The organism is Streptomyces sp. P9(2023) (assembly GCF_032436795.1).
Lineage (GTDB): Bacteria > Actinomycetota > Actinomycetes > Streptomycetales > Streptomycetaceae > Streptomyces.
In genome coordinates this window covers 428792-449921 of record NZ_JAUPWM010000002.1, presented here as the reverse complement: position 1 = coordinate 449921, position 21130 = coordinate 428792, and the positions used below count along the sequence as shown (strand labels likewise).

The window sequence follows — 21130 nt, the reverse complement described above, 5'->3', positions numbered from 1 at the left end:
ACAGTGGACACCGTAGATTCGTACGAGAGGTGTCCGGTGCGGGTCCTGGAAGCGTCAGGCGGGCTGCGTCGCGGCGGCGATGCGCTCGGCGCGCAGCGCCTCGTACCACCGGTCGTCGGTCGGCGGCAGCGCGTTGACGTCCAGGGCCAGCTTCAGGAGCAGGTCCGCGATCTGCGGGTTGCGGGCCATGACCGGTCCGTGCATGTACGTACCGAAGACGGTCTCGTTGTACGCGCCCTCGGTGCCGTCGCCGGTGCCGTTGCCCCGGCCCAGGATCGTGCGGGCGAACGGGCGGGCCGTCGGGCCGAGGTGCGTGATGCCCTGGTGGTTCTCGAACCCGGTGAGCTGGGGGAGACCGAGCCGCGGGTCGATGTCCGCGAGGACGTCGCCGACGCACCGCTCGCCCTCGCCGCGGGTGGAGATCACGTCGATCAGACCCAGGCCGGGCTCGCGCTCGCCCAGGTCGTTGATGAACTCGTGGCCCAGGATCTGGTAGCCGGCGCAGACCGAGAAGATGATCGCGCCGTTGGACGCGGCACGCTCCAGGCCGCCGTCGCGGCGCAGCCGCTCGGCCGCGAGCCGCTGCGGCCGGTCCTCCCCGCCGCCGATCAGGTAGATGTCGCCGGAGGTCGGGATCGGCTGGTCGCTGCGGACGTCGACGCGCTGGACGTCCAGACCGCGCTGGCGGGCGCGGCGCTCGACGACGAGGGCGTTGCCCTGGTCGCCGTACGTGCTGAGCAGGTCCGGGTAGACCCAGACCAGGCGCAGGCTGCTGTCACTCATGCTGCATGTCCTCTACGGGTCAGTTGCCGACGCGGCGGCGGACGTCCTGGAAGGCGGTGTAGTTGGCGATCAGCTCGATCTGGCCGGGCGGGGCCAGCTGGACCGCCTCGTCGATCGTCTCGCACACGCGGAAGTCCACGCCCGCGACCTCGAGACGGACCGCCAGGTCCAGCTTGCGGTCGCCGATCACCATGATCGGGTGGCCGGCGAGCCGCCCGTAGTCCACGTCCCACAGCCAGGAGGTGTCCGTGCCGTCGGCGCCGCGCGCGTTGACGGAGAGGATCACCGGGGCCGGCGGCTGGTCGATGAGGGAAAACGTTTCGAGCCAGCCCGCCGGGTTCTTCGCGAGCAGCAGCCGCAGCTCCCGGCCCTGGAAGGTGACCACGTCGTAGCGGCCGGCCACGGCCTGCACCTGGTACATGCGCTCCAGGGCGACCTGCGGCGGGACGCCGAAGACGGCGGCGACGGCCGCAGAGGTGGCGGCGTTGGCCTTGTTGGCGCGGCCGGGCAGCTGGAGGTGGATCGGCCAGGCCGAACCGTGCGGGTCCAGGACGTGGTCGCCGTTGAGCGCCCAACTCGGCGCCGGGCGGCGGAATCCGCACTCGCCGCAGAACCAGTCGTCGCCCGGACGCTGCATCACACCGCCGCAGGCGGGGCACGACCAGGCGTCGTCCTTCCACTCCTGCCCCGCGGCGACCCACACCACGTTGGGGGAGGAGGAGGCGGCCCACACGATCAGCGGGTCGTCGGCGTTGGCGATGACGACCGCCTTCGTACCGCTCAGACCCTCGCGCCACTTCTCGGCGAGCATCCGGGTCTCGGCGGCGCGGTCCAGCTGGTCGCGGGAGAGGTTGAGCAGCGCGATCGCCTTGGGCGTGGTGTCCCGGGCCACTCCGGCGAGGTACTTCTCGTCGACCTCGATGACGCCGTACTTCGCGTCCGAGCCGCCGGCCAGGGCGGAGGTGATGCCCGCGGGCATGTTGGCGCCCAGCGCGTTGGAGACGACGGGGCCGCTGGCCCGCAGCGCCTCGGCGATCAGCCGGGTGGTGGTGGTCTTGCCGTTGGTCGCCGACACCAGGACCACGTCCAGATGCTGCGCGAGGCGACCCAACAGGTCCGGGTCGAGCCTCAGCGCCACCTTGCCGCCGATCACCGATCCGCTGCCGCGTCCCGCCGCACGCGACACCGCCGCCGCGGCCTTGCCCGCCGTCACGGCCAGCTTGGCGCGCGGCGACAGCGGCTCTGGATTACCGGGGTGTCCTGACATCTTCCTTGTTCCTCCTTGCGTCGGTCCGGGCTCAGCCTATCGAGATCAGGCCAGCGACCCGAACTGCGGCACCGCGGGGCCCCGCGCCGAAACGACGAGGTCACGGCGGACCGTACCCTTACGCCCATGCGAAACCGGCCGATCCCCGGCAGTTCCGGCCACGTCCGAGCGATGACCCTGCTCGGCGAACCGGTGCTGCACACCCCCTGTGAACCCGTCACCGACTTCGGCCCCGAGCTGGCCCGGCTGGTCGAGGACATGTTCGCGACGATGTACGCCGCGAACGGCGTCGGCCTCGCGGCCAACCAGGTGGGCGTGGGCCTGCGGGTCTTCGTGTACGACTGCCCGGACGACGAGGAGGTCCGTCACCTCGGGCACCTGGTCAACCCGCGCCTGGTGGAGGCGGACGGGGACGTTATCCGGGGGGCCGAGGGCTGCCTCTCCCTGCCGGGCCTGGAGGCGCCGACGCCCCGCTTCGACCGCGCGGTGGTGGAAGGCGTGCTCCTGGACGGCACCCCGGCGCGGGTCGAGGGCACCGGCTTCTTCGCCCGCTGCCTCCAGCACGAGACGGACCACCTGGAGGGCGGGGTGTACGCGGACCGGGTCACGGGGTGGCGGAAGTCACGCCTGCTGCGAGCGATCCGTAAGGAGCCGTGGGGGAGGGGCCGGTAGGGCCCGTCGTGGGCTGGGCGCACCCCACGGGTGCGGCGCGCGGACAGGGCCGCTCACCCCAGGGCCTAGAACCCCGGGGCGCCGGGCTTGTCGCCCGCCTCCGCCAGCCGCCCCCACAGGAGGTCGGCCATGGCGCTGACCAACTCCGCGCGCGAGCAGGGTCGTTCACCCAGCCACCAGTCGCCCGCCGCGTGCATCATGCCCACGATCCCGTGCCCCCAGATCCGCGCCTGCGCGTCCCCGACCGGCCCGAGGTCGATGCGCTCGGCGATGACCTGGCCGAGCTCCTCGCCCATCCGCCGCAGTACCGGCGCCGAGTGGCGGCCGACGTCGAAGCCCTGCTCGGCCTGGTGCGTCTCCTCCGCGGGGTGCATCAGGAAGCGGTAGACCTGTGGCAGCGCCTCGATCGAGGCGAGGTACGTGTCGAGCGTGGCCTCGACCCGTCGGCGCCGGTCGGCCGGTGCGTCGAGCGCCGCCCGCAGCGCGGAGAGCAGCGCGTCGGTGTGCCGGGTCGCGAGCGCCCGGTAGAGCCCGCCCTTGTCGCCGAAGTGCCGGTAGAGGATCGGCTTCGTGATCCCCGCCTCCGCCGCGATCGCGTTCATCGAGGCCTGCGGGCCGTCCCTGAGCACCACCCGGTCCGCCGCCTCCAGCAGTTCACGGCGCCGCTGATCGGCCGGCTTCTGCTGGTCGGTGGTCCGGTGTGTGGTCTCCATAGCGTGTCTCCCCGCCCGTGCGAATTCCCTGAGGCTGTCGCAACGTAACACCAGAGCGGCACTCGGTGCCGGGTCGCCCGGGGTGCTCCGTCGCAGGTTGACAGCGCCTACCCGTGAGTAACAGACTGCTGTTACCGCAAGTAACGTACTGCTGGAGGGGAATATGGCCGAGTTCACGCTCGAACTCAACGACGACCAGAAGCAGGTCCGTGACTGGCTGCACGGATTCGCCGAGGACGTGATGCGCCCCGCCGCCGCCGAGTGGGACGAGCGTGAGGAGACTCCCTGGCCGATCATCCAGGAAGCCGCCAAGATCGGCATCTACTCTCTCGATTTCTATGCCCAGCAGTTCTTCGACCCGACCGGCCTCGGCATCCCGATGGCGATGGAGGAGCTCTTCTGGGGCGACGCGGGCATCGCCCTCTCCATCGTCGGAACCGGCCTCGCCGCCGTGGGCGTTCTCGCCAACGGCACAGAGGAGCAGATCGGCACCTGGATCCCGCAGATGTACGGCGACGCCAACGACGTCAAGGTCGCCGCCTTCTGCTCCTCCGAGCCCGACGCCGGCTCCGACGTGGCCGCCATGCGCACCCGGGCCGTCTACGACGAGGCCAAGGACGAGTGGGTCCTCAACGGCACCAAGACCTGGGCGACCAACGGCGGCATCGCCAACGTCCATGTCGTCGTCGCGGCCGTGGACCCCGCACTCGGCTCCAAGGGCCACGCCTCCTTCATCGTGCCGCCGAACACCCCCGGCCTCTCCCAGGGCCAGAAGTTCCAGAAGCACGGCATCCGCGCCTCGCACACCGCCGAGGTCGTCCTCGAAGACGTCCGCGTCCCCGGCCACTGCCTCCTCGGCGGCAAGGGGAAGCTCGACGAGCGCCTCGCCCGGGCGCACGAGAAGGCGAAGGCAGGCGGGGGCGAGCGCGTCAAGAACGCGGCGATGGCCACCTTCGAGGCCTCCCGCCCCGCCGTCGGCGCCATGGCCGTCGGCACCGCCCGCGCCGCGTACGAGGTCGCCCTCGACTACGCCAAGACCCGCGAGCAGTTCGGCCGCCCGATCATCGACAACCAGGGCGTCGCCTTCCAGCTCGCCGACATGCGCACCCAGATCGACGCGGCCCGGCTCCTCGTCTGGCGCGCCTCCTGGATGGCGACCACCGGCAAGCCGTTCACCTCGGCCGAGGGCTCGATGTCCAAGCTGTACGCGAGCGAGGTCGCCAAGAAGGTCACCGGCCAGGCCATCCAGATCCTCGGCGGCAACGGCTACACCCGCGAGTACCCGGTGGAGCGCATGCACCGCGACGCGGCGATCTACACGATCTTCGAGGGCACGAGCGAGATCCAGCGTCTGGTGATCGCCCGCACCCTCTCGGGGATGCCGATCCGCTGAGGCCGACGGCGTGACCTTCCCGGCCCCCGGCCCTCGGCCCCTCGCGACGGGGCCGGGAAGGGCCGCGGGGCCGGGAAGGCCGGACGGGTCACACCACGCAGAACTCGTTCCCCTCCGGGTCCTGGAGCACCACCGCGTAGTAGTCCATCCCGTGCGGCTCGTCCATCGCGTACAGGATCGTCGCCCCGAGCGCCGTCAGCCGGGCCACCTCGCCATCCACGCGCTCGCGTCGCACCGCCAGGGGCACGTCCTTTCCGCCGCCCACCTTCAGGTCCAGGTGCACCCGGTTCTTGACCGTCTTCGGCTCCGGGACCTGCTGGAACCAGACTCTCGGCCCGACCCCCTTCGGGTCGACCAGTGACTCGGGCAGGTCGCCCGCGCCCTCGGTCAACTCCTCCTCGGGCACGCCGATCGACGCCCAGTACGCCCGCCAGCTCGCGTGTCCCCCGGGCGGCGGCTGCGGGACGTAGCGCAGGGCTTCCGCCCAGAAACGTACGAGCCGCTGGGGCTCCGCGCAGTCGATGGTGATCTGCAACGTCATCTCGATCGGTGCCATGCGCCGAGCGTCCCAGACACCACTGACAGCGACCCCGAAGGCGGCCCCGGCGGCCCCCAAGAGCGGCCCCCACAGGCCGGATTCGGTCGGGTGTTCGCCCATCCCTACCTCTCGGCCGACCCCGTGGGGGACAATCGCCGGGCCGGTGACGATCAAGGGGGCAACGTACACATGGCAACCACCCCGATACCGGGCCCGGCGGGGCTTCCGCTGCTCGGCTCGATGCTCGACCTCAAGAACGACTCGCTCGGCACCTTCCTCGACGCCCAGCGCGCACACGGGGACGTCGTCCGGATCACCGCCGGACCGCCCGGAGCACGCGCCACGATCTACGGCGTCTTCTCCGCCGAAGGCGCCCAGCAGGTCCTCGCCACCCAGGCCGCCAACTTCCGCAAGGACAACGCCTTCTACCAGGAAGTACGTGAGTCCTTCGGCAACGGCCTGCTCACCAGCCAGGACGAGGACTACCTGCGGCAGCGCCGGCTCGTCCAGCCGCTCTTCACCCGCCGCCGCGTCGACAGCTACGCCGAAGCCGTCGCCACCGAGGCCGCGACCGTCACCGAGGAGTGGCGCACCGCCCCCGACGCCACCGTGGACGTCCTGGAGGAGATGGCCCGGCTGGCGCTTCGTGCGGTCGCCCGCATCCTCTTCGGCACGGACGTCGACGCCGCCGTCGAGATCGTGGAGCGTGCCTTCCCCGTGATGGGCGACTACGTTCTGCGCCGGGGCTTCTCGCCGCTCAACATCCCGCGCGACTGGCCCACCCCCGGCAACCGCCGCGCCGCCGCCGCGCACGAGGAGCTGTACGCCGTCTGCGACCGGATCATCGCCGAGCGGCGGGAGACGAGCGGGGCGGACGCCGGCGGCGACGGGGCGCAGGACCTGCTGACCCTCCTCGCCGAGGCCGAGAGCGCCGAGGACGGCAGCTTCGACGCCGGCGAACTGCGCGAACAGGTCCTCATCTTCCTGCTCGCCGGCCACGAGACGACGGCCACCTCCCTCGGCTTCGCCCTCCACCTGCTGGCCCGCCACCCGGACCAGCGGAAGCGGGCCCACGAGGAGGTCGACCGCGTCCTGGCCGGCCGCACCCCCGGCGCCGCCGACCTCGACGCCCTGCCCTTCCTGACCCAGGTCCTCAAGGAGGCCATGCGGCTCTACCCGGCCGGACCGGTCATCGGCCGCCGCGCCGTCGCCGCCACCGAGATCGACGGGCACACCCTCCCGGCCGGCGCGGACGTGATGGTCGCCCCCTGGGTCACCCACCGCCACCCGGCGTACTGGGAGGACCCGGAGCGCTTCGACCCCGACCGCTTCATGCCCGTACCCGAGGCGGCCCGCCCCCGCTACGCCTGGTTCCCCTTCGGAGGCGGCCCGCGCGCCTGCATAGGGCAGCACTTCTCGATGCTGGAGTCGGTGATCGCGCTGGCGATGATCCTCCAGGCCTACGACCTGGAGGCGGTCGACACCGAGGTCCCGGTCGCCGCGGCGATCACCCTCCGCGCGACCGGCCCGGCCCGCTGCCGGCTCCGCCCGCGCGGTTAGGTCAGCGCGGGTAGGTCAGCGTCGGGTCGCGACGACCACCGTCGCGTACAGCTCCTCGGAGGTGATCACCCGGGGCTCCAGGCCGCGCCCGGCCACCGCCTCCACGGCGCGGGCGGCCTGCTGCTCGGACGTCTCGACCAGCAGGTGCCCGCCCGGCGCCAGCCAGTCGGCGGCCTCGGCGGCCACCCTGCGCAGGACGTCGAGTCCGTCCGCGCCGCCGTCGAGGGCGACCAGCGGCTCGTGCTCGCGCGCCTCGGGCGGCAGGAGACCGATGTCCTCGGTCGGTACGTACGGCACGTTGGCGACCAGCACCTCGACGCGGCCGCGCAGCCCGTCCGGCAGCGGGGTGAAGAGGTCGCCCTCGTGGACCCGGCCGCCGCGCGGCTCGATGTTGCGCCGCGCGCAGCGCACGGCGGCGGGCTCGATGTCCGAGGCGTACACCTCGGCGCCCGGCACGGTGGAGAGCAGCACCGCGCCCGCCGCGCCGGACCCGCAGCACAGATCGACGCAGAGCGCCCCGGGCCGGGCGAGGCCCACGGCCTGCCCGACGAGGAACTCCGTACGCCGCCGGGGCACGAACACCCCGGCGTCGACGGCGATCCGCAGCCCGGCGAAGGCGGCCCAGCCCACGACGTGCTCGACGGGCAGGCCGGCCGCCCGCCGTTCGACCATCGCGTCGAGTTCGGTGGCGTCGTGTGCGGCGGAGAGGAGCAGCTCCGCCTCGTCCTCGGCGAACACGCAGCCCGCGGCGCGGAGTCGGGAGACGGTGGTGGAACGAAGGGAGAAAGACGGGTCGATCGACATGGAAACCTTCCGGGAAGCCGAGGGGGCTCCCGCGGTCACCTCTGTCGGGCGGACCACACGGTCGTCGAGGGGGAGCACCCTGCCTGCATGGCGTTGATGGGTCCCACCTCCTCGATCGTTCCTGCTGGAGCCGCTCACATTACATGATCGACATCGTGTGATCCCGCCCCGGCCGTACCGCCGGTTCAGGCGGAGAGCTGCGCCTCGATGGCCGCGACGACCTCCGGGGCCTCCGGCTCGGTGCGCGGGCGGAAGCGGGTGATCCGGCCGTCCTTGCCGACCAGGAACTTCTCGAAGTTCCACTGGACGTCGCCGGACTCGCCCGCCGCGTCCTCGATCTTGGTCAGCTCCGCGTAGAGCGGGTGGCGGGCGTCGCCGTTCACCTCGGTCTTCTCCAGAAGGGGAAACGTCACGCCGTACGACGTCGAGCAGAAGCTCTGGATCTCCTCCGCGCTGCCCGGCTCCTGCCCCAGGAACTGGTTGCACGGCACACCGAGCACGATGAAGCCGCGGTCCCCGTACTCCTTCTGCAGCCGCTCAAGGCCCGCGTACTGCGGCGTCAGACCGCACTGGGAGGCCACATTGACCACCAGGACGGCCTGCTCGCGGTAGTCGGCCAGCGAGATCGGGTCACCGGACAGGGTGCGCAGGGGAATGTCGTACAGGCTCATGAAACAGCTCCTCGTCGAGACTGGGATGCGATCACCATACGATCCTCGGTCACAGCTTCCGGAAGAGTCCCTCCTGCACCACCGACACCAGCAGCCTGCCCTCGCGGTCGTAGATGCGGCCGCGGGCCAGGCCCCGGCCGCCCATCGCGATCGGGGACTCCTGGTCGTAGAGGAACCACTCGTCCGCGCGGAACGGGCGGTGGAACCACATCGCGTGGTCCAGCGACGCCATGTCGAAGCCGCGCGGACCCCACAGCGGCTCGACCGGGATGCGGACCGCGTCCAGGAGCGTCATGTCGGAGGCGTACGTCAGCGCGCAGGTGTGGACCAGCGGGTCGTCGCCGAGCGGGCCCACCGCGCGCATCCACACCGCGCTGCGCGGGTCCGCGCCCACGACCTCGTCCTTCGTCCAGCGCAGCCGGTCCACGTAGCGGATGTCGAACGGCTGGCGCCGGGCCATCCGCTCCAGCGCCTCCGGCAGCACGCCCAGGTGGTCGCGGATCTCGTCCGCGAGCCTCGGCAGGGTCTCCGGGTCGGTCATGTGCCGGGGCGGCAGCTGGTGCTCGAACCCGGCCTCCTCCGGCAGATGGAAGGAGGCGGTCAGGTTGAAGATCGTCCGGCCCTGCTGGATCGCCGTGACCCGCCGGGTGGTGAACGAACGACCGTCCCGCACCCGCTCCACCTGGTAGACGATCGGGACGCCCGGCCGGCCCGGCCGCAGGAAGTACGAGTGCAGCGAGTGCACCGGCCGGTCGCCGTCCGTGGTGCGTCCGGCCGCCACCAGGGCCTGGCCGGCGACCTGGCCGCCGAAGACCCGTTGCAGCGACTCCTGCGGGCTCTGGCCACGGAAGATGTTGACCTCGATCTGCTCCAGATCGAGCAGGTCGACGAGTCTCTCGGCGGGGTTGGTCACCTCAACGCTCCTTCTACAGCTGTCCGACGGACGTCACACGGACGACCGCGCGGCCCTCCCCGTCGGAGGCCGCGAGATCCACCTCCGCGCTGATGCCCCAGTCATGGTCGCCGTTGGGGTCGGCGAAGGTCTGCCGGACGCGCCACAGCCCGTGCGCCGCGTCCTCCTCGATGTTCAGCAGCTTCGGTCCGCGCGCGTCCGGGCCCGTGCCCAGGTCGTCGTACTCGTCCCAGTACGCGTCCATCGCGTCGCCCCACGCGTCCGCGTCCCAGCCCGACTCGGCGTCCAGCTCGCCCAGCGCGTCCACGTTGTCCAGGGCGGCCAGTTCCACCCGGCGGAACATCGCGTTGCGCACCAGGACCCGGAAGGCGCGCGCGTTCGCGGTGACCGGCTTGACCTGGTCCGCCTTCTCCTGCGCCTCCTCGGCCGTCTGGACCTCCGGGTTCGCCAGCTGCTCCCACTCGTCGAGCAGCGAGGAGTCGACCTGGCGCACCATCTCGCCCAGCCACTCGATCAGGTCCTGGAGGTCCTCGGTCTTCAGGTCGTCCGGGATCGTGTGGTCGAGCGCCTTGTACGCGCTCGCCAGATAGCGCAGCACGATGCCCTCGGTCCGCGCCAGCTCGTACCAGGACGTGAACTCCGTGAAGGTCAGCGCCCGTTCGTACATGTCACGGATGATGGACTTCGGCGACACCGGGTGGTCGCCCACCCACGGGTGCGACGTCCGGTACACGTTGTACGCGTGCCAGAGCAGCTCCTCCAGCGGCTTCGGGTACGAGATTTCCTGGAGCCGTTCCATCCGCTCCTCGTACTCGACGCCGTCCGCCTTCATCCGCCCGACCGCCTCACCGCGCGCCTTGTTCTGCATGGCGGCGAGGATCTGGCGCGGGTCGTCGAGCGTCGACTCGACGACGGAGACCATGTCCAGGGCGTACGAAGGGGATTCGGGGTCCAGCAGGTCGAACGCGGCGAGCGCGAACGTCGACAGCGGCTGGTTCAGCGCGAAGTCCTGCTGGAGGTCGACGGTGAGCCGGATCGTGCGGCCCTCGGCGTCCGGGGTGTCCAGCTGCTCCACCACACCGCCGTCGAGCAGCGAGCGGTAGATCGCGATGGCCCGGCGGATGTGCCGCAGCTGCGCCTTGCGCGGCTCGTGGTTGTCCTCAAGCAGCTTGCGCATCGCCTCGAAGGCGTTGCCGGGCCGGGCGATCACCGAGAGCAGCATGATGTTGGTGACCTTGAAGCGGGAGGTCAGCGGCTCCGGATCGGCGGCGATCAGCTTCTCGAAGGTGGTGTCGCTCCACGCGACGAAGCCCTCCGGGGCCTTCTTGCGCACCACCTTGCGGCGCTTCTTCGGGTCGTCGCCGGCCTTGGCGAGCGCCTTCTCGTTCTCGATGACGTGCTCGGGCGCCTGCGCGACCACGTAACCGGCCGTGTCGAAGCCGGCCCGGCCCGCGCGGCCCGCGATCTGGTGGAACTCCCGCGCGCGCAGCGTCCGCACCCGGGTCCCGTCGTACTTGGTGAGCGCCGTGAACAGCACGGTACGGATGGGCACGTTGACGCCCACGCCGAGCGTGTCCGTCCCGCAGATCACCTTCAACAGACCGGCCTGCGCCAGCTTCTCCACCAGCCGCCGGTACTTCGGCAGCATGCCCGCGTGGTGCACGCCGATGCCGTGGCGGACGTAACGGGAGAGGTTCTGGCCGAACTTGGTGGTGAAACGGAAGTTGCCGATCAGCTCGGCGATCTGGTCCTTCTCCTCGCGCGAGCACATGTTGATGCTCATCAGCGACTGCGCCCGCTCGACGGCCTGCGCCTGCGTGAAGTGCACGATGTAGACGGGCGCCTGCTTGGTCTCCAGGAGCTCGGTGAGCGTCTCGGTGATCGGCGTCAGCTCGTACTCGTACGAGAGGGGGACCGGCCGCGTCGCCGAGCGGACCACCGAGGTCGGACGGCCCGTGCGGCGCGTCAGGTCCTTCTCGAACATCGACATGTCGCCGAGCGTCGCCGACATGAGGACGAACTGCGCCTGCGGGAGTTCCAGGATCGGGATCTGCCAGGCCCAGCCGCGGTCCGGCTCCGCGTAGAAGTGGAACTCGTCCATCACGACCTGGCCGATGTCGGCGTACTTGCCGTCGCGCAGCGCGATGGAGGCCAGCACCTCGGCCGTGCAGCAGATCACGGGCGCGTCGGCGTTCACGGACGCGTCGCCGGTCAGCATGCCGACGTTCTCGGTGCCGAAGAGCTTGCAGAGTTCGAAGAACTTCTCCGACACCAGGGCCTTGATCGGCGCGGTGTAGAAGGTCACCTGGTCATTGGCCAGCGCCGTGAAATGCGCCCCCGCCGCGACCAGCGACTTTCCCGAGCCCGTGGGGGTGGACAAGATCACGTTCGCCCCGGAGACCACCTCGATCAGCGCCTCCTCCTGGGCCGGGTAGAGCGTGATGCCCCGGCCCTCCGCCCAGGAGGAGAAAGCCTCGAAGAGGGCGTCGGGGTCGGCGTTCTGCGGCAGCTGATCGATAAGGGTCACGCCCCCATCTTGCCTGGATTCCGCCCGGATGAGGGAACCGGCCACCGGCCGGAAGATCACGGACGATACGCTGACCCGTCGACCGGCCGTCAACTGAGCGCCGGCACCCGAGGAATGGGGCGGGAACAAGCATGATGGGACCGGCGCACTCGCTGTCCGGAGCGGCGGCCTGGCTGGGCGTCGGAGCGGCGGCGGCCGCCGCCGGCCACCCCATGCCGTGGCCGGTTGTCGTCGTCGGAGCGCTCATCTGCGCGGGCGCGGCGCTCGCCCCCGACCTCGACCACAAGTCGGCGACCATCTCGCGGGCCTTCGGGCCGGTCTCCAAGGGCCTGTGCGAGATCGTCGACAAGCTCTCGTACGCCGTCTACAAGGCGACCCGCTCCAGCGCGGACCCCCGCCGCTCGGGCGGCCACCGCACGCTCACCCACACCTGGCTCTGGGCGGTCCTGATCGGCGCCGGGGCCTCCGTCCTGGCCATCACCGGCGGGCGCTGGGCGGTCCTCGCGATCCTCTTCGTCCACCTCGTGCTCGCGGTGGAGGGCCTGCTGTGGCGGGCCGCCCGGATGTCCAGCGATATCCTGGTCTGGCTGCTCGGCGCGACCAGCGCCTGGATCCTCGCGGGCGTCCTGGACCAGCCGGGCAACGGCGCGGACTGGCTCTTCACCGCCCCCGGGCAGGAGTACCTCTGGCTGGGCCTGCCGATCGTCCTCGGCGCGCTCGTGCACGACATCGGCGACGCGCTGACGGTCTCCGGCTGCCCGATCCTGTGGCCGATCCCCGTGGGCCGGAAGCGCTGGTACCCGATCGGCCCGCCGAAGGGGATGCGGTTCCGCGCGGGCAGCTGGGTCGAGCTGAAGGTTCTGATGCCGGCATTCATGCTGCTCGGCGGGGTGGGCGGAGCGTCGGCGCTGGGGTACCTCTAGTACCTCCGGTATCTCTAGCGGGTACGGGACCCCCGGTGGCCCGTTTCAGGCGGACCGGGGGACGCCCAGCGTCGTCACGAGCCTGGTCAGCTCTTCCTCGAAGAGCTTGTCCGGGCTCGTCGTCTGCCGGCCGAGATGCCCGTACACCTCCAGGGCCACGAGGCCGTGCAGGTGCCCCCAGAGACGCAGGGCGAGCGCGACGCCGGCGGGCGGCAGCTCCGGGAAGGCCGGGCGCACCTTGTCGAGGAGTCCGGGGTCGAAGTCGGACCAGGTGAACGCGCTGTCCCGGTAGAGGGGTTCGGCGAACGGCCAGGCGGCCGCGGCGAGCCCGGCGAGACCGGTGCACACTCTCCGTGCCGCGTCCGGGGCGGGGCCGCCCTCCGGGGCCCGGTAGCCGGGCACCGGGTCGCCGTAGACGAGCCGGAAGCCCTCGGGGTTGGCGAGGGCCCAGATGCGGAAGGTACGGGCCCAGGCCAGGATCCGGCCGGCCGGGTCCGCGGCGGGGGCGTTCGCCCAGGCCGCCTCGACGGCGTCGGCGAGCGCCGAGTACACGTCGTCGACGAGCGTGGTGACCAGGTCGTCGCGCGTGGCGAAGTAGCCGTAGATCGCGTTCGCCGTCATGCCCATCTCCCGGGCGATGGCCCGCAGGGTGATGGCGTCCGGTCCGCCCGAGGCCATCAGCCGCAGGGCGGTGTCCTTGATCTCGGCCGTGGTCTCGGCCCTCAGCCGCTCTCGGCGCCCCCGGCCCGCCACGCCCGCGCCCGCGCCTGTCCCGGTCTCTGTTCTCCTGGCCACGCGGGAACTCTACAGCGTCACCTTTGGTTCGCGGCGTGCGGAAACTTCACGGTGTGCACTTCACGGCGTATAGTTTTCGCACGGCGTTAGGTCCGTGCTGTGATCACAGGGGAGAGTCATGCACATCGGAGTCATCGGAGCCACGGGGACCATCGGCGGCCGCGTCGTCGCGGAGGCCCTTGAGCGCGGGCACCACATCAGGGCCTTCAGCCGCGACGCCACGAAGGCGGCGGCCGGCGAGACCCGGGGGAACATCACCTGGGCGAGCCTCGACGTCCTGGACGCCGGTGCCGTCGCCGACGTCCTGCCCGGGCTCGACGTCCTGATCAGCGCCTTCCAGCCCGGAAACGCGGCTCGGGACCTCCCCGACACCGTGCGGCGTTCCATCGCGGACGCCGGTGTCTACGCCGCCGCGGCACGGGCCCTGCTGAAGGCGCTGGAGAGTCATCCCAGAACCCGGCTGATCGTGGTCGGCGGCGCGGGCAGCCTGGAGATCGAGCCCGGTGTCGTACTCGCCGACGCGGAGGAGCGGCTCCACGCGACCCTCGACGCCGTCGGGCTGCCCCGCGCCTACGCGGCGGCGGTCCGCGGCCACCGGGACGCCCTGAACGTGCTGCGGACCTCGAACCGCAGGTGGACCTACTTCAGCCCCGCCGAGGACATCGCGCCGGGCGAGCGTACCGGCCGCTTCCGCCTCGGCGGCGACCAGCCGGTCCGGGACGCCGAGGGGAGGAGCCACGTCTCGGCGGAGGACGCCGCCGTCGCGCTGGTCGACGAGGCGGAGCTGCCCCGCTTCGTCCAGCGCCGCTTCACGATCGGCTACTGAGCACGGGGCGGCTCGGCCGGACCGCCGGGGACGGGCCCCGGCGGTCCGGCCGACCGGCCCCCGATCCGCGCCGGCGGGTCAGCCGTGCCACGACCGCCACAGCGCCGCGTACGCGCCGTCCGCCGCGACGAGTTCGTCATGGCTGCCCAGCTCGCTGATCCGGCCCTCCTCGACCACCGCGATCACGTCCGCGTCGTGCGCGGTGTGCAGCCGGTGGGCGATGGCGACGACCGTACGGCCGTCCAGGACCCGGGCGAGCGAGCGCTCCAGATGGCGGGCCGCCCGCGGGTCCAGAAGCGAGGTCGCCTCGTCCAGGACCAGCGTGTGCGGGTCGGCGAGGACCAGCCGGGCCAGCGCGATCTGCTGGGCCTGCGCCGGGGTGAGCGCGAGCCCGCCCGAGCCGACCTCGGTGTCCAGGCCCTCGTCGAAGGCCCGCGCCCAGCCGTCCGCGTCGACCGCGCCGAGCGCCGCCCACAGCTCCGCGTCCGCCGCGCCCGTCCGAGCGAGCAGCAGGTTGTCGCGGAGCGAGCCGACGAAGACGTGGTGCTCCTGGTTGACCAGGGCCACGTGTTCACGGATCCGCTCGGCCGGCATCCTCGCCAGTTCGGCCGCGCCGAGCGTGACCGAACCGGTCCGCGGGGCGTAGATGCCGGCGAGCAGCCGGCCGAGCGTCGACTTGCCCGCGCCGGACGGGCCGACGAGCGCCAGCCGGGTCCCGGGGGCGACGTCCATCGACACCCGGTGCAGCACGTCGACACCCTCGCGGTACCCGAAGCGCACCTCGTCCGCCCGGACGTCCCGCCCCTCGGGGCGTACGGCCGCGTCACCGGCGTCCGGCTCGATGTCGCGGACGCCCACGAGCCGGGCCAGCGACACCTGGGCCACCTGAAGCTCGTCGTACCAGCGCAGGATGATCCCGACCGGCTCGACCAGCATCTGCGCGAGCAGCGCGCCCGTGGTCAGCTGGCCGACGTCGATCCAGCCCTGGAGCACGAACGCCCCGCCGAGCAGCAGGACGCCCGCCAGGACCAGGGTGTGGGTGAGGTTGACGACCGGGAAGAGGACCGAGCGCAGGAAGAGGGTGTACCGCTCCCACTCCGTCCACTCGCCGATCCGCCGGTTCGACAGGGCCACCCGGCGCGCCCCGAGACGGTGCGCCTCGATCGTCCGGCCCGCGTCGACCGTCTCGGCGAGCACGCCGGCGACCGAGGCGTAACCGGCGGCCTCCGAGCGGTACGCCGACGGCGCCCGCTTGAAGTACCAGCGGCAGCCGACGATCAGCAGCGGCGCCGCGATCGCGATCGCGAGGGCGAGCGGCGGCGCGGTGACCAGGAGGCCGCCGATCAGGAGTCCGGCCCAGACCACGCCGATCGCCAGCTGCGGGACGGCCTCCCGCATGGCGTTGGCGAGCCGGTCGATGTCCGTGGTGATACGGGACAGCAGGTCACCGGTCCCGGCCCGTTCGAGGACACCCGGCGGCAGCCCGACCGACCGGACGAGGAAGTCCTCGCGCAGGTCGGCCAGCATCTCCTCGCCGAGCATCGCCCCGCGTAGCCGCACCAGGCGTACGAAGAAGGTCTGGACGAGGAGGGCGGCCACGAACAGGGCGATCGTGCGGCTCAGTTGCAGCTCGCGCGCGCCCTCGGAGAGCCGCTCGACGAGCGTGCCGAGCAGGTACGGGCCGACCATCGAGGCGGTCACCGCGACCGTGTTGACGCCGACGAGCAGGCCGAACGCCGCGCGGTGGCGGCGCAGCAACTCGCGGACGTAGCCCCGTACGGTCGCGGTCGTGCCCACGGGCAGGGTCGTCGCCGACGTGGGGGCCGCCGGGTCGTACGCGGGTGGCGTCAGGCCGATCATGCCGACTCTCCTTCCAGCTCCGCTTCGAGCTTCTCTTCCAACACCCTGGCCTCCAGGGCCTGTTCGTCCTCGGCCTCGCGGGTCACGACGGCCCGGTAGCGCGGTTCGGTACCCAGCAGCTCGCGGTGCGTACCGACGGCGACGACCTCGTCGTCGTGGACCAGGGCCACCCGGTCCGCCCGGTCGAGCAGCAGCGGCGAGGAGGCCAGGACCACCGTCGTACGGCCCTCGCGCAGCTCCCGCACCCCGTTGGCGACGCGCGCCTCGGTGTGCGAGTCGACCGCCGAGGTCGGCTCGTCGAGCACCAGCACCTCCGGGTCCGTCACCAGGGAGCGGGCCAGCGCCAGGCGCTGGCGCTGGCCACCGGAGAGGGACCGGCCGCGCTCGGTGATCCGGGTCCGCATCGGGTCGCCGTCGGCGTCCACGGACGCCTGCGCGAGCGCGTCGAGCACGTCCCCGCACTGGGCCGCCGCCAGCGCCTCCTCCGCACCGACCGCGCCCGAGGAGGGCACGTCGAGCAGTTCGTGGAGCGTCCCGGAGAGCAGGACCGGGTCCTTGTCCTGGACCAGTACGGCGGCACGGGCGGTGTCGAGGTCCAGCTCGTCGAGCGGCACCCCGCCGAGCAGGACCGAGGTGTGGCCCTCGCCCGGCTCCGTGGGGTGGCCGCCGAGCCGGTCCGCGAGCCGGCCTGCCGCGTCCGGGTCGCCGCAGACGACGGCCGTGAAGCGGCCGGCGGGCGCGAGCAGTCCGGTGACGGGGTCGTACAGGTCGCCCGTCGCCGCGTCGTGCCCGCCCGTCGGCGTGGTCGTGGTCGTGGTCCGCGCCAGGGCCAGCACACGGGCCGCGCGTTTGGCGGAGGGCCGGGAGAAGGAGTACGCCATGGCGATCTCCTCGAAGTGGCGCAGGGGATGCAGCATCAGCGCCACCGCGCCGTAGACGGTGACCAGTTCGCCGACCGCGATCCGCCCGTCGAGCGCGAGCCGCGCACCGTACGCGAGCACACCGACGAGCAGCAGCCCGGGGAGCAGGACCTGTACGGCCGCGATCAGGGCCCACATCCGGGCGCTGTGGACGGCCGCGCGCCGGACCTCCTGGGAGGCGGACCGGTAGCGGCCGAGGAACAGCTCCTCGCCGCCGATGCCGCGCAGCACCCGCAGCCCGGCCACCGTGTCCGAGGCCAATTCGGTCGCACGCCCCGCCTTCTCGCGCTGGACGTCGGCCCGGCGCGTGGCGCGGGGGAGCAGCGGCAGGACGGCGAGCGCGAGCACCGGCACGCCCACGGCGACCACCAGGCCGAGGGTCGGCTGGTAGACGACGAGGCCCACGCAGACCAGGACCATCGTCAGGGCGGCCGCGGCGAACCGGGAGAGCGCCTCGACGAACCAGCCGATCTTCTCGACGTCCGATGTGGACACGGCCACCACCTCACCGGCGGCGACCCGACGGGTCAGCACCGAGCCGAGTTCGGCGGTCTTGCGGGACAGGAGCTGCTGGACGCGGGCGGAGGCGGTGATCCAGTTCGTGACGGCGGTGCGGTGCAGCATCACGTCGCCGACCGCGATGCCCGCGCCGAGCAGGGCGAGCAGCCCGCCGACGAGCGCGAGCCGTCCGCCGTCGCGCTCCACGACGGCCTGCACGGCCAGGCCGACCGCGAGCGCGAGGCCGGCGATGCTCAGCTGCAGGAGCAGTCCCCACAGCAGCGACTTCACCTGCCCGCCCAGCTGGTTGCGGCCCAGCCAGAGGAGGAAGCGGGTGCCCGAGCGGACATCGGGGACCCCTGGGTCTGCGTACGGTAGATCGCGAATCTGCATGGCGTCCCGGGGTCTTCCGATTCGTCGGACGATGGCTGAAACCGTGCAAGGTTCGCGCCGGAGGGCCGCCCGAGGCAATCGATTATTCGCATCGGGGCACAGAACAGGCCAAGGTTCCCCCGGCCTTACGGGCACCTCCCGTCACCCGCGCCGCGATTTCGTGCGCACCCCTGTGCAGCGGCCGAGAGAGCCCCTACCCTCCTGAGAGCGCTCTCAGAGCGCTCTCAGCTCGCAGCGCGTTCTCGGAGTGCCTCGACACCACAGCACCTGATGTTCCTCCCCACACCACCGGAACAGCAGAAGGGTCCCCAACCGTGAGACGCACCAGCAGAAACGGATTGCGCACCGTCCTCTCCGCCCTCCTCCTCGTCGCCGCCTGGGGCGGCGCCGCGCTCACCCCCTCGACCGCCGCCGCCGCGACCCCCGACTCCGAGGCGTCCCCCGGGCTGGTCTCCGCGATGCAGCGGGACCTCGGTCTGACCGAGCGCGAGGCGCGCACGCGGCTCGCACAGGAGAAGAAGGCGTTCGCCCTCCAGCCGAAGGCCGAACGCGCGGCCGGCGCCGACTTCGCCGGGACCTGGTTCGACGCGGACAGCGGCCGGCTGACCGTCGCCGTGACGAACCGTCAGAAGGCCGAGGCGGTACGGGCGACCGGCGCCACCGCCCAGGTCGTCACCCACTCCGCGGCCCGCCTCGACGCGGTCAAGCAGCGCATCGACCGCATGAAGGCGCCTGCGGCCGTGGGCAGTTGGCATGTCGACGTGCGGGCCAACGAGGTGGTCGTGCAGGTCGACGCCGACCGCGCCGGCAGCGCCGAGGTGACGACCTTCCTCGACCGCGCCCGTGCCGCCGGTCCGGTCCGGGTCGAGACCGTGGACGCTGCGCCGACCACCTTCGCCGCCGGGACCGTCGGCGGCGACCCGTACTACACCAACCAGTACCGCTGCTCCATCGGCTTCTCGGTGCACGGCGGCTTCGTCACGGCCGGGCACTGCGGCGGGCCCGGCACCTTCGTCCGTGGCTGGGACGGCTCCGACATGGGCACGTTCCAGGCCTCCTCGTTCCCCGGGGACGACATGGCGTGGGTCCGCACCGGCTTCGGCTGGTGGACCGTGCCCGTGGTGTACGGCTGGGGTCAGACCTCCGACCGGCTGGTGCGCGGCTCGTGGGAGGCTCCGGTCGGTTCGTCCGTCTGCCGCTCCGGGTCCACGACCAAGTTCCACTGCGGAACGGTGCTCGGCAAGAACGAGACCGTCAACTACCAGCAGGGTGCCGTGCACCAGATGACCCGGACCAACGTCTGCGCCGAGGGCGGTGACTCGGGCGGCGCCTTCATCACCGGCGACCAGGCCCAGGGCGTGACCTCCGGCGGCTGGGGCAACTGCTCCAGCGGCGGCAACACCTGGTTCCAGCCGGTCAACGAGATCCTCGGCCGCTACGGGCTCACCCTGCACACGGCCTGACCCGGCCCTTCCCCGCGCGACAGAGGCCGCGCCCGCGTACGTCGGCGGGCGCGGCCTTCGCGTTTCCGCCCGGTTTGGAGCATGGTCCAAGATTTACGTGGATGTTGCATCGGGTCTTCTGTGGAATACGCAGCTCCGCCATAGTGGCGCGCACTGTGGAAGTTTCTTTCCGCATGACAGAAGTCCGCTACGGAGGAGTGCCCGTGCCGCACGCCGCCCCACCAGCACCGCCCGCGCCGTCCCTCGCGCGGCGCGCAGCCCGTCTGCTGCGCACATCCCTCTTCGCGCAGGTCGCCTGCGCGCTCCTGCTCGGCGTCCTCGTCGGCCGGATATGGCCCGACGTGGCCTCCGCCGCCCAGCCGCTCGGCGACGGATTCGTCCGGCTGATCAAGGCGATGATCGCCCCGCTCGTATTCTGCGTGGTCGTCGTCGGCATCACCAAGGCCGGTGACCTCAAGGCCTTCGGCCGGATCGGGCTCAAGGCCCTCATCTGGTTCGAGGTCGCCACGACGGTCGCCCTCGTCCTCGGTCTGCTCGCCGGCAACCTGTTCGGCCCGGGCACCGGGATGAACATCGACCCCGCCACCCTCGACGCCTCCGCCGTCGACGCCAAGACCGGCGGCGGCGAGCTCCCCTCGACCTCCGAGTTCCTGCTGTACTCGCTGCCCGACAGCGCGGTCGGCGCCTTCGCGGAGAACTCGCTGCTCCAGGTGCTCGTCCTGGCCTGTCTGGTCGGCGCCGCCGTGCTGCACCTCGGCCACACCAGGGTCCCGGCGATCCTGCCCGCCATCGAGCAGGTCCAGGAGATCGTCTTCGCCGTGGTCGGCTTCATCATGAAGCTCGCCCCGCTCGCGGTCTTCGGCGCGACGGCCCACCTGGTCGGCGAGTACGGCCTCGGCGCCCTCTCCACGTACGGGAAGCTGATCGCCATCTGCTACGGCGTGGCACTGCTCTTCCTGCTGGTCCTGGGGATCGCCCTCAAGGCGCTCACCGGCGTCAGCCTCTGGAAGTTCGTCCGGTACACCCGCGAGGAGATGCTCCTCGCGCTGGGCACCGCGTCCAGCGAGACCGTGATGCCGCGCATGATGCAGAAGCTGCGCGCCGCAGGCTGCCGTGACGACGCGGTCGGCCTGGTCCTCCCGACGGGCTACTCGTTCAACCTCGACGGAGCCTCGATCTACCTCTCCGTCGCCACGCTCTTCATCGCCCAGGCCGTCGGCGTGGACCTCACCCTCGGCCAGCAGATCACGGTCGTCCTGGTCCTGATGCTCACCAGCAAGGGCATGGCGGGCGTCCCGGGCTCGGCGTTCCTGGCGCTCTCGGCGACCGCCGCCGCGCTCGGCGTCATCCCCGCCGGGGCCGTGGCCCTGCTGCTCGGCGTCGACCGGATCATGGACGCCATGCGCGTCGCCACGAACCTGCTCGGCAACTGCGTGGCCGTCTTCGTGGTCTCCCGCTGGGAGGGGGCGCTCGACCGGGTGACCGCCCAGAAGGTCATGAACGGCGAGATCGCCTTCGTACCGGAGGAGGACACGGAGGCCGAGCGGGAGGCCGGGGCGGTGGCTCCACAGCCCGCCAAGTGACCCACCGCGGGGCCCGGCACGTGCGAGC

General features: G+C 72.0%; 18 protein-coding genes. 7 read left to right on the top strand and 11 right to left on the bottom strand.

The features are described from left to right. Positions 1–54: 54 nt before the first annotated feature. Together Q5762_RS04505 and Q5762_RS04500 are read right to left on the bottom strand one after the other, a co-directional pair. Positions 55–783 carry a glutamine amidotransferase gene (locus tag Q5762_RS04505; protein WP_315890604.1) on the bottom strand — a complete coding sequence of 243 codons (729 nt, stop codon included), beginning with the start codon at positions 781–783 and terminating at the stop codon, positions 55–57. A 19-nt stretch (positions 784–802) separates the two neighbouring features. After that, complete coding sequence (locus tag Q5762_RS04500) at positions 803–2050, bottom strand: MurT ligase domain-containing protein (RefSeq protein WP_315890603.1); 1248 nt, start codon at positions 2048–2050, stop codon at positions 803–805. A 126-nt stretch (positions 2051–2176) separates the two neighbouring features. Here Q5762_RS04500 and def point away from each other — a divergent pair, with 126 nt between their 5' ends. Then, positions 2177–2722, top strand: coding sequence for a peptide deformylase (def, locus tag Q5762_RS04495; RefSeq protein ID WP_315890602.1), 546 nt, complete (start codon positions 2177–2179; stop codon positions 2720–2722). 65 nt (positions 2723–2787) lie between these two features. Here def and Q5762_RS04490 read toward each other — a convergent pair whose 3' ends face one another. Beyond that, the gene (locus tag Q5762_RS04490) at positions 2788–3435 is read right to left on the bottom strand and encodes a TetR family transcriptional regulator (protein WP_315890601.1); all 648 of its coding nucleotides are present in this window, start codon (positions 3433–3435) and stop codon (positions 2788–2790) included. Positions 3436–3598: 163 nt separating this feature from the next. On the opposite strand from Q5762_RS04490, the gene Q5762_RS04485 reads away from it, so the two are divergent. Next, positions 3599–4828 carry an acyl-CoA dehydrogenase family protein gene (locus Q5762_RS04485; protein ID WP_315890600.1) on the top strand — a complete coding sequence of 410 codons (1230 nt, stop codon included), beginning with the start codon at positions 3599–3601 and terminating at the stop codon, positions 4826–4828. Positions 4829–4916: 88 nt separating this feature from the next. Here Q5762_RS04485 and Q5762_RS04480 read toward each other — a convergent pair whose 3' ends face one another. Continuing rightward, a complete protein-coding gene (locus Q5762_RS04480) occupies positions 4917–5384 on the bottom strand; it encodes a VOC family protein (RefSeq protein WP_315890599.1) in 468 nt (155 codons plus the stop codon). A gap of 171 nt (positions 5385–5555) precedes the next feature. Between Q5762_RS04480 and Q5762_RS04475 the strand changes: the two genes are divergently transcribed. Continuing rightward, positions 5556–6926 (top strand): cytochrome P450, encoded by a 1371-nt coding sequence (locus Q5762_RS04475; protein WP_315890598.1) that lies wholly within the window; start codon positions 5556–5558, stop codon positions 6924–6926. A 15-nt stretch (positions 6927–6941) separates the two neighbouring features. On the opposite strand, the gene Q5762_RS04470 is transcribed toward Q5762_RS04475, so the two are convergent. The 4 genes from Q5762_RS04470 to Q5762_RS04455 form a co-directional block, all read right to left on the bottom strand. Further along, a complete protein-coding gene (locus Q5762_RS04470) occupies positions 6942–7730 on the bottom strand; it encodes a putative protein N(5)-glutamine methyltransferase (protein ID WP_315890597.1) in 789 nt (262 codons plus the stop codon). A 185-nt stretch (positions 7731–7915) separates the two neighbouring features. Further along, complete coding sequence (locus Q5762_RS04465) at positions 7916–8401, bottom strand: glutathione peroxidase (protein WP_315890596.1); 486 nt, start codon at positions 8399–8401, stop codon at positions 7916–7918. Positions 8402–8450: 49 nt separating this feature from the next. After that, positions 8451–9314: an acyl-CoA thioesterase II gene (locus Q5762_RS04460; protein ID WP_315890595.1), complete on the bottom strand. Its 864-nt coding sequence runs from the start codon at positions 9312–9314 to the stop codon at positions 8451–8453. Positions 9315–9327: 13 nt separating this feature from the next. Then, positions 9328–11901, bottom strand: coding sequence for a DUF3516 domain-containing protein (locus Q5762_RS04455; protein WP_315890594.1), 2574 nt, complete (start codon positions 11899–11901; stop codon positions 9328–9330). A gap of 71 nt (positions 11902–11972) precedes the next feature. Here Q5762_RS04455 and Q5762_RS04450 point away from each other — a divergent pair, with 71 nt between their 5' ends. Continuing rightward, the gene (locus Q5762_RS04450) at positions 11973–12764 is read left to right on the top strand and encodes a metal-dependent hydrolase (RefSeq protein WP_315890593.1); all 792 of its coding nucleotides are present in this window, start codon (positions 11973–11975) and stop codon (positions 12762–12764) included. Positions 12765–12809: 45 nt separating this feature from the next. Here Q5762_RS04450 and Q5762_RS04445 read toward each other — a convergent pair whose 3' ends face one another. Then, on the bottom strand, positions 12810–13559 hold the full coding sequence (locus Q5762_RS04445; protein WP_315890592.1) for a TetR/AcrR family transcriptional regulator: 750 nt from the start codon (positions 13557–13559) through the stop codon (positions 12810–12812). Positions 13560–13677: 118 nt separating this feature from the next. Here Q5762_RS04445 and Q5762_RS04440 point away from each other — a divergent pair, with 118 nt between their 5' ends. After that, positions 13678–14385 (top strand): NAD(P)H-binding protein, encoded by a 708-nt coding sequence (locus Q5762_RS04440; RefSeq protein ID WP_315890591.1) that lies wholly within the window; start codon positions 13678–13680, stop codon positions 14383–14385. A gap of 78 nt (positions 14386–14463) precedes the next feature. Here the strand turns inward: Q5762_RS04440 and Q5762_RS04435 are convergent, their stop codons facing one another. Then, positions 14464–16245, bottom strand: coding sequence for an ABC transporter ATP-binding protein (locus Q5762_RS04435; RefSeq protein WP_315890590.1), 1782 nt, complete (start codon positions 16243–16245; stop codon positions 14464–14466). Further along, a complete protein-coding gene (locus tag Q5762_RS04430; RefSeq protein ID WP_315890589.1) occupies positions 16242–18056 on the bottom strand; it encodes an ABC transporter ATP-binding protein in 1815 nt (604 codons plus the stop codon). Before Q5762_RS04430 ends, Q5762_RS04435 begins: the two co-directional genes overlap by 4 nt. A gap of 314 nt (positions 18057–18370) precedes the next feature. Here Q5762_RS04430 and Q5762_RS04425 point away from each other — a divergent pair, with 314 nt between their 5' ends. Further along, the gene (locus Q5762_RS04425; protein ID WP_315890588.1) at positions 18371–19519 is read left to right on the top strand and encodes a S1 family peptidase; all 1149 of its coding nucleotides are present in this window, start codon (positions 18371–18373) and stop codon (positions 19517–19519) included. Positions 19520–19782: 263 nt separating this feature from the next. After that, positions 19783–21102, top strand: a complete 1320-nt coding sequence (locus tag Q5762_RS04420) for a cation:dicarboxylate symporter family transporter (RefSeq protein ID WP_315890692.1) — start codon at positions 19783–19785, stop codon at positions 21100–21102. Positions 21103–21130: the final 28 nt, after the last annotated feature.

Coding starts and splice junctions, on each gene's coding strand:
- Q5762_RS04440 (WP_315890591.1), top strand. CDS start 13,678: ATGCACATCGGAGTCATCGGAGCCACGGGGACCATCGGCGGCCGCGTC.
- Q5762_RS04485 (WP_315890600.1), top strand. CDS start 3,599: ATGGCCGAGTTCACGCTCGAACTCAACGACGACCAGAAGCAGGTCCGT.
- def (WP_315890602.1), top strand. CDS start 2,177: ATGCGAAACCGGCCGATCCCCGGCAGTTCCGGCCACGTCCGAGCGATG.
- Q5762_RS04465 (WP_315890596.1), bottom strand. CDS start 8,401: ATGAGCCTGTACGACATTCCCCTGCGCACCCTGTCCGGTGACCCGATC.
- Q5762_RS04490 (WP_315890601.1), bottom strand. CDS start 3,435: ATGGAGACCACACACCGGACCACCGACCAGCAGAAGCCGGCCGATCAG.
- Q5762_RS04450 (WP_315890593.1), top strand. CDS start 11,973: ATGATGGGACCGGCGCACTCGCTGTCCGGAGCGGCGGCCTGGCTGGGC.
- Q5762_RS04470 (WP_315890597.1), bottom strand. CDS start 7,730: ATGTCGATCGACCCGTCTTTCTCCCTTCGTTCCACCACCGTCTCCCGA.
- Q5762_RS04475 (WP_315890598.1), top strand. CDS start 5,556: ATGGCAACCACCCCGATACCGGGCCCGGCGGGGCTTCCGCTGCTCGGC.
- Q5762_RS04505 (WP_315890604.1), bottom strand. CDS start 783: ATGAGTGACAGCAGCCTGCGCCTGGTCTGGGTCTACCCGGACCTGCTC.
- Q5762_RS04435 (WP_315890590.1), bottom strand. CDS start 16,245: ATGATCGGCCTGACGCCACCCGCGTACGACCCGGCGGCCCCCACGTCG.
- Q5762_RS04500 (WP_315890603.1), bottom strand. CDS start 2,050: ATGTCAGGACACCCCGGTAATCCAGAGCCGCTGTCGCCGCGCGCCAAG.
- Q5762_RS04430 (WP_315890589.1), bottom strand. CDS start 18,056: ATGCAGATTCGCGATCTACCGTACGCAGACCCAGGGGTCCCCGATGTC.
- Q5762_RS04480 (WP_315890599.1), bottom strand. CDS start 5,384: ATGGCACCGATCGAGATGACGTTGCAGATCACCATCGACTGCGCGGAG.